This is a genomic window from Knoellia flava TL1 (genome assembly GCF_000768675.1).
Classification (GTDB): Bacteria; Actinomycetota; Actinomycetes; order Actinomycetales; family Dermatophilaceae; genus Knoellia; species Knoellia flava.
This window is the reverse complement of the sequence record NZ_AVPI01000053.1, coordinates 1-12,867: the sequence shown is the minus strand read 5'-3', so window position 1 is coordinate 12,867 and position 12,867 is coordinate 1. Positions and strand designations below refer to the sequence as shown.

The window sequence follows — 12,867 nt, the reverse complement described above, 5'->3', positions numbered from 1 at the left end:
CCTTGCGGGCGCGACGGGTCGTGCCACCGGCCTTGGGGCCGTAGCCGACGAGCGTCTTGACCGGCTCCTCCTCGGCGGCGCCGTCGCCGGCCTCGTCGAGCGTCGGGGCCGCACCCTCGGGCGCGGCCGTCTCGACGGGCGCAGCCGGGGCCGCGTCGCCCAAGCCACCCTGGCCGTCGTCGATGGTGATGATCGGCGTGCCGACCTCGACCTCGTCGCCGACGTTCACCAGGAGCGCGGAGACGGTTCCGGCCCACGGGATGGGCAGCTCGACGAGCGACTTGGCGGTCTCGATCTCGACGACGATGTCGTTGACCTTGACGGTGTCGCCGACGGCGACCTTCCACTCGACGATCTCGGCCTCGAGCAGGCCCTCACCGGGGTCGGGGAGGTTGAAGTGCTTCGCACCCATGGGTGTGGTCTCTCCTCAGCGTCGGGTCAGTGGGCGAGCGCGCGGTCGACGCCGTCGAGCACGCGGTCGAGGTCGGGCAGGTAGTGCTCCTCCAGCTTCGAGGCCGGGTAGGGCGTGTTCCAGCCCGCGACCCGGATGACCGGAGCCTCGAGCGAGTAGAAGCAGCGCTCGGTGACGAGCGCGGCGATCTCCGAGCCGACCGACACGAACGACGGCGCCTCCTGGGCGACGACGAGGCGGCCGGTCTTCTCGACCGAGCGGGTGATCGCGTCGATGTCGAGCGGGCTCACCGAGCGCAGGTCGATGACCTCGAGCGAGGTGCCCTCCTCGGCGGCCACCTTGGCGGCGTCGAGGCAGGTGCGGACCATCGGGCCCCAGCAGGCCACGGTGACGTCGGTGCCCTCGCGCACGGTGTGCGCCGAGAACAGGTCGCGCGGAGCGGCGGGGGCGTCGAAGTCGACCTCGCCCTTCTCGTGGTAGCGCCGCTTGGGCTCGTAGAAGATCACCGGGTCGTCGCATTCGACGGCCTGCTGGATCATCCAGTAGGCGTCCTCGGGGTTGGAGCAGAAGACGACGCGCAGCCCGAGGGTGTGCGCGAAGTAGGCCTCGTTGGACTCGCTGTGGTGCTCGACCGCGCCGATGCCACCACCCATGGGGATGCGGACGACGACGGGCACCTTGACGGCGCCGCGCGAGCGCGAGTGCAGCTTGGAGAGCTGGGAGACGATCTGGTCGAACGCCGGGTAGACGAACCCGTCGAACTGGATCTCGACGACCGGGCGGTAGCCGCGCAGCGCGAGGCCGATGCCGGTGCCCATGATCCCGGACTCGGCGAGCGGCGTGTCGATGACGCGGTCCTCGCCGAAGTCCTTCTGGAGGTGCTCGGTGATGCGGAAGACGCCGCCGAGCTTGCCAATGTCCTCGCCCTGGAGGATGACCTTGGGATCCTTCTCCATGGCCTTGCGCAGCCCGGCGTTGAGCGCCTTGGCGATGGTCGTCTTCTGCGTGGTCATGCCTGCGCTCCTTCCGTCTCGAACGACTCGTGGTAGGCCGTGAACGTCGCCTTGTCGTCCTGCACCTGGCGGTGCGGCTCGACGTAGACCTGGTCGAAGATGTCGGACACGTCGGGGTCCTGCATCGACACGGTCGCGGTGCGGACGTGCTCGCCGAGCTCGTCGGCCTCGCGGTCGACGCCGTCGAAGAAGTCGGCGTCGGCGATGCCCTCGGAGGTGAGCCAGCGGCGGTAGCGAGCGATCGGGTCGCGCAGCTTCCAGATCTCGACCTCGGCGGACACGCGGTACTTCGTCGGGTCGTCCGAGGTCGTGTGCGCGGCCATGCGGTAGGTGAACGCCTCGATGAGCGAGGGGCCCTGACCGGAGCGCGCGCGGTCGAGCATCACCGTCGTCACGGCATACACGGCGAGGACGTCGTTGCCGTCGACGCGGATGCCCGGGAAGCCGAAGCCGTCGGCGCGCTTGTAGATCGGGGCGCGGGTCTGGCGCTCGTTGGGCTCGGAGATGGCCCACTGGTTGTTCTGGCAGAAGAAGACGACCGGGCTGTTGTAGACGCCGGCGAAGACGAACGACTCGTTGTTGTCGCCCTGCGCGGTGGCACCGTCGCCCATGCAGGCGATGACGGCGGCGTCGCGGTCGGGGTCGTCGGTGCCAACGGCGCCGTCACGCTGGATGCCCATGGCATAGCCGGTGCCGAGCAGGCTCTGGTTGCCGATGACGATCGTGTAGGGGTGGAAGCCGAACTCGGCCGGGTCCCACGCGCCCTTGTCGACCCCGCGGTACATCGCGATGAGGCGCATCGGGTCGACGCCGCGGGCCCAGGCGATGCCGTGCTCGCGGTAGCCGGGGAAGCAGTGGTCCTGCTTGCGCATCGCGCGGCCGGCGCCGATCTGGGCGGCCTCCTGGCCGAGGAGCGAGGCCCAGAGGCCGAGCTCACCCTGGCGCTGGAGGGCGGTGGCCTCCTGGTCGACGCGGCGGATGAGGACGAGGTCGCGGTAGAGGCCGCGCAGGTCGTCGTGGCTCATCGCGTCGATGACGGCGTCGTAGTCCGCGTTGGCGAGGCGCTCACCCTCGGGGGTGAGCAGCTGGACCATGTCGGGGCCACCGTCGGCCGCCGCACGGGGCTCGGTCTGTGCTGCCGGGTCCACCGAGACGTGGTGGTCGATGCCGCCGGTCGGCGGCGTGGCAGCGACGTCGGTGTCGCTCACGGGGGCTCCTGTTCCCTGGGACGCCCGCTCGTGGCGGTCGTCCGGTTCGGGCCGCCGGCTCCCCGCGCTCGTGCGCGCGCGGCCCGGACGGCGGTGTCTGGGGAGGGGCGTTCGGGGTGTGAACGACGCTTCCCAAGCCTGCTGGGCCAAACGTACCGCGAGGGTGGCGAGACCTCCCAAACGTGCTGGCCGCCGCCGCACGGAACCGCGGGGCGCCCCCGCTGCGTCGTAGGTTCATGACCATGTCGCCGCGCCTGCCCCGCCCCACGATCCCGTATGCCGTGACCGCGGCCTGCGTGGTCGGCCTCCTCACGGCGTGCGGCTCGGGAGCCGGTGGCGACGGAGGGTCCGTGGGACCCTCGAGCATGCCCCCGTCGTCCCCGTCGTCCTCACCCTCGTCGTCCCAGTCCCCCGGTGGACCCGGGTCGACGACGCCGAGCATGCCGCCGTCCGGCCGCGCCCGCCCCACGACGATGAGCGGCCGGGTGACGAGCACGGCGGGCGGCTGCACCGTCTTCAAGAACGACCGGGACGCTACGGTGTGGGTCCTCATCGGTGAGACGGGCACGCTCCGGGCGGGGACGGCATACCGGGTCGAGGGGGTCGCGATGGACGCGATGGACCCCGCGTGCCCGCAGGGGCTGCCCTTCCAGGTGACCCGGGCGATCGAGGTCGGGTTCGCCGAGGACCTCCCCGTGCTGCCCCCGCCGCGGCCCTCCGGACAGACGGAGACGCTCACCGGCGTCGTGTCGGCGGGCGTCGAGGCCGGGTGCCGCGTGCTGCAGACCGACGGCGGCGCCTTCGTCCTCGTCGGGACGGTCAGGGTCCCCGAGGGCCGGCCCGTCAGCGTGCGCGGGGTGCGCCGGGACGACGTCATGACGACGTGCCAGCAGGGCCCGGTCTTCGAGGTGCAGACGGTCCTGCCCGTGCAGTGACCCGGCGTCGCCCGAGAGCCACGCGCCCGTGGTTCGCGCCGACGACGGCGGTGGGCGCGTGCGACGGCGAAGGACGCCGACGACGGCGAAGGGCCCCGCGGCGAAGTCTCGCCGCGGGGCCCTCTGCGTGGGGTCAGACCCGGGTCACGGGGTGACCGAGCCGATGAGGACCTGACCGGTGCCGAGCAGCGCGCCGGCGGCCGAGAGGACCTGCATCTCGCCGGAGACCTGGCGGCCCGAGGCGGGGACCGCCGCGACCGTCAGCTCGCCGGTGACCGGCATCGACGCACCCGTCGCCAGCTCGGTCGTCGTCGCGGGCACCGTGAGGGTGCCGAGACCGGCCGAGTAGAAGACGTCGAGGTAGTCGTACTGGGTCGAGCCGGCCGGGACCGCGTAGCCGTCAACCTCGATGGTGTAGGTGCCGGGGGCCGGGGCATTGATCGTCACGGCCTCCTCGCTGTCACCGTCGGCCTGCTGGGCCACGACCGCCCCCGCCGCGTTGCGGACGAAGAGGTCGAGGTCGGCACCCTTGTCGGACGTGTTGCCGATCTTGGCCACGAGCTTGGTGGCACCCGCGGGGATGGTGACCGTGAACTTCTGGAGCTCGTGGTTGGCGATCGTCTTGCGCTCCGACACGGCCGAGCCGAGCGGCCCGCCCTTCGGGGTGACGGTGACCGGCGCGAGGTCGTTCGTCACGGTCCACGAGACAGGTGAGGCCACGCCGACCTGGGCCGAAGCGACCGTCTGGGTCGCCGGGTTCACGGTGACGCCCTGGACGCCAGCCGTGATCTCGAACGGGTTCTTCAGGGTCGGCGTCGTGCGACGCGCCTCGACCTGGATCTCCCAGATGCCCGGGAGCGGGTTCGAGTAGGCACGCGACGTCGGGTTGCAGCCACCACCGTCGTTGAAGTTGGTGAAGCAGACGAGCGACGACGTCGACTCGACGGGGTTGCCGTAGGGGTTGTAGGCGATCCAGCGGACCTGCGACCCGTCGGCGTACTTGCCGAGGTTGACCTGAAGGGCCTTCGCGCCCGCCGGAACGGTGACGAAGAACTTCTCGAAGAGGTTGCGCTCCACCGTGGCGGTCTTGGACGCCGAGTAGGTCGGCGCCTTGACGTCCTGCGCGAGGACGACCGTGAGGAGGACGCGCTTGTCGACGACGGACGTGGTGTTGCTGTCGATCTCGAGGATCGCCGAGTGAACACCGGGCTTCGAGGTCTTGACCCTGACCGGGATGTCCACCGTGGCGCCGAGCGGAAGCTGCGCCGTGGTGGGAATGCCGGTGAAGGTGCCGTCATTGCCGACGAGACGAACCGTGTGCTTGCTCGTGCCCTTCGGTCCCGACGTTCGCGTCACCTTCACCGTGGAGACCTTCTCGACACCGGCGGTGAGGCCTCCGTTGGCGGCGTCGCAGCGGTTGTAGAGGCCTGTGCCCTGGTGGGGCGTCGAGAGGAAGCCCGAGAGAGGCGTGCAGACCGGAGCGGTCGCCGTGTAGTCCATCGACCTGGGGTTGCTCTTGAGAAGCGACCACGCGCCGGGAACGTCGACGAGACCGGCACCCTGGCCGATGGCCTCGACGTTGGCCTTGTAGTCCGCGCTCGTGTAGAGCGAGTCACGCAGCTGGCGCGGGGTGACCTTGACGTCCGTCGCCTTGGCGGCCGAGAGGAGCAGGGCCGCGGCGCCCGCGGTCTGCGGAGCGGCCATCGAGGTGCCGTTGAAGTGGGCGTAGCCCGCGGGCAGGGCGTACCCGGCCTCGGGGACCGGGCCACCGGGCTGCCACGTCGGGATCGACGAGACGGCCGAGCCGGGGGCCATGACGTTGGGCTTGAAGCCACCGTCCTCACGCGGTCCGCGCGAGGAGTAGTTGTGCAGCGCGATGTCCGAGGTGACGTCGGCGCCGTAGTTCGACTTCCACGTCTCCTTCGTGATCGAGGAAGCGACGGAGACGACGTCGGTGGCGACCGAGGGGTCACCGATCGAGTTGATGCCCGGGCCGCTGTTGCCGGCCGAGATGACGATCTGGACGCCGTACTCCTTGATGAGGGAGTCGTAGAGGCGGGCGCGGGCGTTGTTGCCGTCGTTAAGGGCCGGGAGGCCGCCGATCGACATGTTGACGACGTCGACACCGCGGTTGGCGACGAGGTCGACCATGCCGTCGGTCAGGGCGACCGCGGTGCAGCCACCGCCCCACGAGCAGGCGCGGGTCGAGACGAGCTTAGCGCCGGGCGCCTGGCCGTTCATCGTGCCGCCGAAGAGGCCGTTGGCCGCCGTGATGCCGGCGACGTGCGTGCCGTGCGCGGACTCGACGACGCCGATGTTGACGAAGTCGGCCTTCTGACCCGGCAGTCCGCCTGCGGTGAGGTCGACGTCCTCGCGGAACTCGACGACGAAGGGCATCGACTCGGAGATGTCGGTGGCCGGGTTGTCGACACCGAAGTGGCCGATGTCGAACTTCTCCTTGTAGGGACGCATCTTCTCGCTGTCGGAGAAGGTGCGGTCCTGGTTGGCGTCGACCCAGATGTCGTTGGTGGCCTCGTCGTAGAGGATGCCCCACGTGTCGGTCTTGTCGCCGTCGCGGTTGAAGTCACCCGCGGCGTCCGACGCGGCCGAGATGCTCTCGGACACGCGGTTGACCTTGTAGGTGCCGGCCGGCGCGGTCCAGGTGGCGCCGGCGTAGGTGAAGTTCGGGCCGGAGACGCTCGTGAGCATGGCGCGCCAGGAGCCGTCACCCTCGAGCAGCGGGTGGGTGCCGGTGACCCAGTCGACGATCTTGCGCTCGCCGGTCGAGGTCTTCTGCAGCGCCGGGTGGTCGAGGTCGACACCCGAGTCGATGATGCCGATCGTCGTGCCACGGCCGTCGAACGTCGGGTTCGCCTTCTTGAAGGCGATGGACCCGATGTCGCGGGTCGGCATGAACGGGTTGTCGTCGGGGGTGCCCGCACCGGGGGCGGCGACAGCGGCGGCCTCGGCGCCGGAGGCCGACTCGGCCTCGGGGCGCGGCAGCGCGATGCGCTCGTTGAGGTCGACCGCGACGATCGCGGCGTTCTTGGCGACGGCGTCGACCTTGCCCGTCGGGACGCTCGCGCTGATGTAGCCGACGCGGTCGTTGACCGTGGCCACCGTGCCGCCGCTCGCCTCGATGGCGTCGACCGCCGCAGCGGTCTCGCCCTTCTCGGTCGAGATCATGACGACGACACGCGCCGTCTTGTCCGTCTCGGCCTTCTCGAGGAGGTCACGGTCGTGACGTCCGAGCTTGTCGGCCGGCTTGGCCTTCTTGGGCTTGGTGTTCTGCGACTGCGTGGTGGGCGCCTTCGCAATGGTGATCTCGCGGTCGCTCGGCGCAGCCCCGGACTGGGGTGCGGCTGCCGTGGCGGCGAGCGCCGCGGCAGCGAGTCCGGCAACCGTCGTCAGGCCGCGGCGCAGGGGGCGTCGGGTCACGTCGGTGTCCTCTCGGGTTCGTTCGTGGACACCCCGATCGGCCCCCACGACGCGCCCGCGGTCGCGGGCAACTCTGAGAGTGTGACCGCTCGAGGCGCGACCCGCCAGAGGCTGGGCAAAGAAATCTGTGCGAAACAGGGCACCGTGCTCGATTTCACCCCTTGGGGTGGAAGCCCACCCCGGTCATGCGGACGCGCGGCGCCCCGTCTCCCTCAGGGCCGCCACCGTGCGGCGCACGACCGCCCGCTCGGCACGGTCCGGGCGCGACATCGCCACGACCCACCGCCGAGCATTGACCCCGCGCAGCGGCCGGAGCACGACCCCGTCGCGGGGGCGTGTCGTGAAGCGGGGCAGCAGGGCGAGCCCGGTCCCCGCCGCGACGAGGGCCTCGGCGATCCGGTTGTCGCGGATCCGCTGGGTCACCGTGACCGATCGGCCGGTCGCCCGCTCGACCGACTCGAGGACGGTCGAGAAGGGATAGCCGACCGGCACGCCGACCCAGGTCTCGTCGACGACGTCCCGTGGCGCGAGCACGTCCTTGGCCGCGAGTGGGTGGTCGGCCGGCACGGCGACGTCGAGCGGCTCGCGCAGGAGCACGGTCCGCACGAGGTGCTCGGCCCCCTGCGGCACCGGGCCAAGGAGGCTGTGGCCGATGACGACGTCGTGGTCGGCGACGAGACCGGCGTAGTCGGACTCGGACACGTCGGTGTCGGTGAGCTCGACCTCGATGCCTTCGTCCGACAGGGCCGTGATCGCTCCGGGGACGAGGACCTCCGCCGCGCTCGTCAGCGCAGCGATGCGCACCCGGCCGGTCGGCCTGCCGCGGAACTCGTCGAGCCGGGCCTCGACCCGCGCCAACGACGCCTCGACGTCGCCGGCGGCCTCGGCGAGCAGCCGCCCCGCGTCGGTGAGCCTCAGCCCGCGACCGGCGGGCTCGACGAGCCGGACGCCGAGGTCGCGCTCGGCGGTGCGCAGCTGCTGGGACACCGCCGAGCCCGTGCGGTGCGTCGCTGCGGCCACCGCGGTCACGCTGCCGCGCTCGGCGAGCTCGCGCAGCAGGCTGAGGTGGCGCACGTCCATGCAGCCAACCTAATGCTTTCCTTCACAAGGTTTCAGTAGACCGAAGGAGTCGTTCGAGCCACGCTGGACGGGTGCCCGTCCGTCACCGCCTCCTCGCCGTCCTCGTCGCCGTCCTCTGGGGCGTCAACTTCATCGCCATCCACGCCTCGCTCGAGCAGTTCCCGCCCTTCTTCACCGTGGCGGTCCGCTGGGCGCCGCTCGCGCTGGCCGCACTTCTCCTCGTCCCGAGGCCCGACGTGCCGTGGCGCTGGGTCCTTCTCTACGGCCTCGGCTTCGGCGTCCTCCAGTTCGCCTTCCTCTACTGGGGCATGTCCTCCGGCATGCCGGCCGGTCTCGCCTCGCTCGTGCTGCAGAGCTCCGCGCCCTTCACCGTCGTCCTCGGCGCCCTTCTCGGCGAGCACCTGTCGGCCCGCCGCGGGCTCGGTGTGCTCGTCGCCATGCTCGGGCTCGGGATCGTCGGCTCGCAGCGCGGCGACGTCTCGGCGGTCTGGCCGTTCGTCCTCACGGTCCTCGGCGGGCTCGGCTGGGCGCTCGGCAACCTCGCCGTCCGGCGCGCCCGGTCACACCACCCAGTGCGCCTCACGATGTGGATGAGCGTCGTGCCGCCGCTCCCGATGCTCGCGCTCAGCCTCGTCGTCGAGGGGCCTGATCGCATCGGCACCTCCCTCGCCACCGTCGTCTCGCCGGTCGGCGCCGCGGCCGTCGCGGGGCTGCTCTACACGAGTCTCGTCGCCACGGTCGTAGGGACGGGGATCTGGTCGTGGCTGATGGCCCGCCACCCCGCCGGCACGGTCGCGCCCTTCTCGATGCTCGTGCCCGTCACCGGGCTCACCGCGGCCTGGGTCGTCCTCGGCGAGCGCCCCTCAGGGGTGGAGTGGCTCGGCTGCGCGGTCGTCGTGGCGGGCGTCCTGCTCACGGCGGGCGCGGGTCCCACGAGTCGCGCGGGACGGCATACGCCACCGGTGGGCGACGCGAGCGACACCCCGGGTGAGGTGGCTCAGGGACGGGGGAAGGCCGCGGCGACCTCGAGCAGCCGGTCGTTGGCCTCGGGCTCGGCGATGGTGACCCGGACTCCGTCGGTGCCGTAGGGCCGCACGGTGAGGCCGGCCTCCTGGAAGGCGGCGGCGAGCTCGGGGGTGCGCTCGCCGACGCCGAACCACACGAAGTTGGCGTCGGTGTCGGGGATCTCCCAGCCCTGCTCCTCGAGCCCGGCCACGACGCGGGCGCGCTCGGCGACGAGCTCCTTGACCCGCACGTCGAGCTCGTCGTAGGCCTCGAGCGAGGCGATCGCCGCGGCCTGGGCGAGCGAGTTGACGCCGAAGGGGATGGCGGCCTTGCGCAGCGCCTCGGCGACCGGCTCGTGGGCCACGGCGTAGCCGACCCGCAGGCCGGCGAGGCCGTAGGCCTTGGAGAAGGTGCGCAGGACGGCGACGTTGGGCCGGGCCCGGTGGATGGCGAGGGCGTCGGGCGCCTCCTCGCTCGTCACGAACTCGAGGTAGGCCTCGTCGAGGACGACGAGGACGTCCTGCGGGACGCGGTCGAGGAACGCCTCGAGCTCGTCGGCCCGCACGCTCGGGCCGGTGGGGTTGTTGGGAGTGCACACGAGGACGACCTTGGTGCGGTCGGTGACCGCGGCCGCCATCGCGTCGAGGTCGTGGCGCGACTCCGCGGTGAGCGGCACCTGCACGGCGGTCGCGCCGGCGAGGGCGACGAGGATCGGGTAGGCCTCGAAGCTGCGCCACGCGAAGACGACCTCGTCACCGGGGTCGCACAGCGCGGTGATGATCTGGCCGAGGACGCCGACGCTTCCCGGACCGGTCGCGATCCGCGCGGGCGGCACGTCGAGCCGCTCCGCGAGCGCCGCGGTGAGGGCGGCGACGCCCATGTCCGGGTAGCGGTTGATCCGACCGGCGTGCTCGCGCACGACGTCGAGGACCGAGGGCAGCGGCGGGTAGGGGTTCTCGTTGGACGACATCTTGTATGCCGTGATCCCGGCCTGCGCGGCCGCCGGCTTGCCGGCGACGTAGGCCGGCACGGCGTCGAGCGCACCCCTCAGGCGCACGGTGCTGGTGGGGGTCGGAGTCGTGCCGTCGGTCATGACCGCCACTGTAGGGCCCGGTCGCGGGGGCGAGAGAGTCACCACATCCGGCGGTGAGGGTCTCCCGGGACGACGGCGGCTCGTGGGAGCATGACCGCGTGCAGAACTTCCTGATCCGGGTCCTCATCAACGCCGTCGCCCTGTGGGTGGCGGCCTGGCTCGTCGCCGGCATCAGCTTCGGCGACGACGACGCGTGGACGAGCAAGGTCGTCACCGTCGTCCTCGTCGCCCTGGTCTTCGGGCTCGTCAACGCCGTCATCAGGCCGATCGCCAAGGTGCTGTCGTTCCCGTTCATTGTGCTCACGCTCGGCCTGTTCACGTTCATCGTCAACGCGTTCATGCTGCAGATCACCGAGTGGATCGCCGAGCCGCTGGGCCTGGCCTTCACGATCGACGAGTTCTTCTGGGACGCCGTCATCGGCGCCATCATCATCACCGTCGTCTCCTGGCTGCTCAGCGTCGTCCTGCCCGACGGCGACGACGACTGAGCCCGGTCCCTCCCCGCCCCTCCTCCTGAACAGCGTCATCCCATGGGTCGTCATCACGCGCAGACCGCTGCGCCCAGCCAGCGCGGCGTCGTCGCCGCCCTCGTCGCCGGAGCACTCGTCATCGCCGGGGGTGCCTACGCCCTCGGGACCGGCACCGGCTCCTCGGACGAGGCGCCCGAGGGCAGCGGAGCCGTCTGCACCGCCGCGCCGCTGAGGGTCGAGGTGGCGACCGAGGTCGCCGACCTGGTCAAGACGCAGCTCGGCACGGCGACCAAGGCGAACCCCTGCCACCGCTTCGAGGTGACCGGCAGCCGGTCGTCGAGCGTCGCGAGCCGGATCCGCCAGGGCAAGGCCCCCGACGTGTGGGTGCCGGACTCGTCGGTCTGGCTCGACCAGACGACGGCGGGCAGCACCGGCTCGGCGGTCGAGGCCGACTGGGTCGCGGCCGCGTCGGTCGCGCACTCCCCGGTCGTGCTCGCCAACCCGGTGACGAGCCCCGACAGGCTGACGGGCGACTTCACGTCGTGGAACGACCTCGTCAACAGGAGCGGCGCGATCCACCTCGCCAACCCGCACCTCGACACGGCCAGCCGTCTCGCCTTCCTCGGCTCGCGCGCAGGCGCCGAGGCGACGACCAAGGACGTCACGGCGGGCCAGCGCATCATCCTGCTCTCCCGCTTCGCGGCGACCGGGATCAGTGACCTCCTCGCCGGCGCGAAGGACCCGTCCACGTCGACGACGACGCGCAGCGAGCCGTTCCCCATCAGCGAGCAGGCGCTCGCCGCCCACGCCGCGACGACACCGGGGCTGCTGCGGCCCCTGCTCCCGCAGGCGGGCACGTTCTCGATGGACTACCCCTGGGTGCCCGCACCCGACCTCACCCCCGCGCTCAAGGAGGTTGCCGACGCCGGCCTGCGTGCGGTGACGTCGCCGGCCGCGGTCGAGGCCTTCGCGAAGGCGGGCTTCCGCGGCACCGACGACTCCGGCGGCCCGACGATCGAGGGCGTCGAGGCTGCGAGCTTCACCGCGCTGGCCCAGCAGGCCGCGGCAGCGCGGCTCGCCGCCCTGCGGCAGTGGGACGTCCTCAAGGCCGACGCCCGCATGCTCGCCATCATCGACGTCTCCGGCTCGATGACGACCGTCGCCAAGGACACCGGCGGCAAGACCCGGGCCAAGGTCGCCGAGGAGTCGCTCGTCACCGCCGTGCAGCGCCTGCCCGACGGCAGCCAGGTGGGCGGCTGGATCTTCTCGACCGACAAGGGCGGCAAGGGCAAGGACTGGGCGCCGATCGCCCCCATCGCCCGGCTCGACGAGCCCGAGGGCGGCGGCACGCACCGCGACGCCATCGTCGGCGCGCTCAAGAAGTTCCCGAGCTACATCAGTGGCGACACCGGCCTCTACGACACGACGGCCGCGGCCTTCGAGGAGATGACCCGCACCTACGACCCGGAGTACTTCAACTCCGTCGTCATCATCACCGACGGCAAGAACGACGACCCGGGCGGCGGCCTCGAGCTCGACGAGCTGCTCGCGAAGATCAAGCAGGGCCACGACCCGACCAAGCCGGTGCGCATCATCACCATCGGCATGGGCGAGGCCGACCCCAAGGCGCTCAGGGCGATCGCCGGCGCGTCGGGTGGCGCCAGCTACAGCGCGAACACCTCCGACGACCTGCTCACCGTCTTCGTGCAGGCCCTTCTCGCGCGGGAGCCCTCACAGGCACAGTGAGCCTCGGCGCCGTCGTGCTCCCGCGGGGGCGCAGAGGGCGCAGGGTGGCCGGCGCCGCTGTGGCTACTTCGGTGACTTCGTCGCGCGTTTCGTGAAGCCGGGCGGCGTGGGCTTGGGCCGCTTGGTGGCGGCAGGTGTCCTGGACGGCGCCGGAGCGGTGGTCGTGGCCGGTGCGGGCTCCGCAGCCGAGGTCGGCTGGGTGCGCGAGGAGGTCGGGGCGACGGCCACGGTGCGCGGAGTCGAGTCCGTCGGCGAGGGGCCGGGGGACGTCGGGGTCGGCGTCGCCGATGTCGCGCCGGGCGGTGGCGTCGCGGTGCCCGTCGGAGAGGAGCGGTCGGACTGGCTGTTCGGGGCCGCGGCCGGACCTGCGGGGTGGTCGTCGCTCCCGGCCCGCAGCGCGAACGTGCCGGCGATCAGGAGGCTCGTGCCGGCGGCGGCGAGCAGCAGCCAGCTCCGCCGGGCGCCCG

Annotated in this window: 11 protein-coding genes; 5 read left to right on the top strand and 6 right to left on the bottom strand. The window is 71.9% G+C overall.

Going from position 1 to position 12,867, the window contains the following annotated elements; all coding sequences use genetic code 11:
* From N798_RS13975 to pdhA, 3 genes are all read right to left on the bottom strand, one after another.
* Positions 1-412 (bottom strand): biotin/lipoyl-containing protein (locus tag N798_RS13975; protein ID WP_035949484.1); only part of this gene is annotated, 412 nt, incomplete at its 3' end.
* 26 nt (positions 413-438) lie between these two features.
* Positions 439-1,425, bottom strand: a complete 987-nt coding sequence (locus N798_RS13970; protein ID WP_035949482.1) for an alpha-ketoacid dehydrogenase subunit beta — start codon at positions 1,423-1,425, stop codon at positions 439-441.
* Positions 1,422-2,519, bottom strand: a complete 1,098-nt coding sequence (gene pdhA / locus N798_RS13965) for a pyruvate dehydrogenase (acetyl-transferring) E1 component subunit alpha (protein WP_035949492.1) — start codon at positions 2,517-2,519, stop codon at positions 1,422-1,424. Before pdhA ends, N798_RS13970 begins: the two co-directional genes overlap by 4 nt.
* Positions 2,520-2,875: 356 nt before the next feature.
* Between pdhA and N798_RS13960 the strand changes: the two genes are divergently transcribed.
* Entirely contained in the window at positions 2,876-3,568 is a 693-nt protein-coding gene (locus N798_RS13960; RefSeq protein ID WP_035949480.1) for a hypothetical protein, read from the top strand.
* Between the two features lie 144 nt (positions 3,569-3,712).
* Here N798_RS13960 and N798_RS13955 read toward each other — a convergent pair whose 3' ends face one another.
* Both N798_RS13955 and N798_RS13950 read right to left on the bottom strand, forming a co-directional pair.
* Positions 3,713-7,006 (bottom strand): S8 family serine peptidase, encoded by a 3,294-nt coding sequence (locus N798_RS13955; RefSeq protein WP_084100738.1) that lies wholly within the window; start codon positions 7,004-7,006, stop codon positions 3,713-3,715.
* Between the two features lie 183 nt (positions 7,007-7,189).
* Complete coding sequence (locus tag N798_RS13950) at positions 7,190-8,086, bottom strand: LysR family transcriptional regulator (RefSeq protein WP_035949478.1); 897 nt, start codon at positions 8,084-8,086, stop codon at positions 7,190-7,192.
* A gap of 71 nt (positions 8,087-8,157) precedes the next feature.
* Between N798_RS13950 and N798_RS13945 the strand changes: the two genes are divergently transcribed.
* Entirely contained in the window at positions 8,158-9,174 is a 1,017-nt protein-coding gene (locus N798_RS13945; RefSeq protein ID WP_035949475.1) for an EamA family transporter, read from the top strand.
* Here the strand turns inward: N798_RS13945 and hisC are convergent.
* Entirely contained in the window at positions 9,084-10,184 is a 1,101-nt protein-coding gene (gene hisC, locus N798_RS13940; protein ID WP_035949489.1) for a histidinol-phosphate transaminase, read from the bottom strand. The two genes, N798_RS13945 and hisC, sit on opposite strands and share 91 nt — an antisense overlap.
* 98 nt (positions 10,185-10,282) lie before the next feature.
* Between hisC and N798_RS13935 the strand changes: the two genes are divergently transcribed.
* The 3 genes from N798_RS13935 to N798_RS13925 form a co-directional block, all read left to right on the top strand.
* Positions 10,283-10,672 carry a phage holin family protein gene (locus tag N798_RS13935; protein WP_035949487.1) on the top strand — a complete coding sequence of 130 codons (390 nt, stop codon included), beginning with the start codon at positions 10,283-10,285 and terminating at the stop codon, positions 10,670-10,672.
* A 42-nt stretch (positions 10,673-10,714) separates the two neighbouring features.
* Complete coding sequence (locus N798_RS13930; protein WP_035949473.1) at positions 10,715-12,400, top strand: substrate-binding domain-containing protein; 1,686 nt, start codon at positions 10,715-10,717, stop codon at positions 12,398-12,400.
* Positions 12,401-12,524: 124 nt separating this feature from the next.
* Positions 12,525-12,867, top strand: a 343-nt coding sequence (locus tag N798_RS13925) for a hypothetical protein (protein WP_198030757.1), incomplete at its 3' end; no start/stop codon positions are given.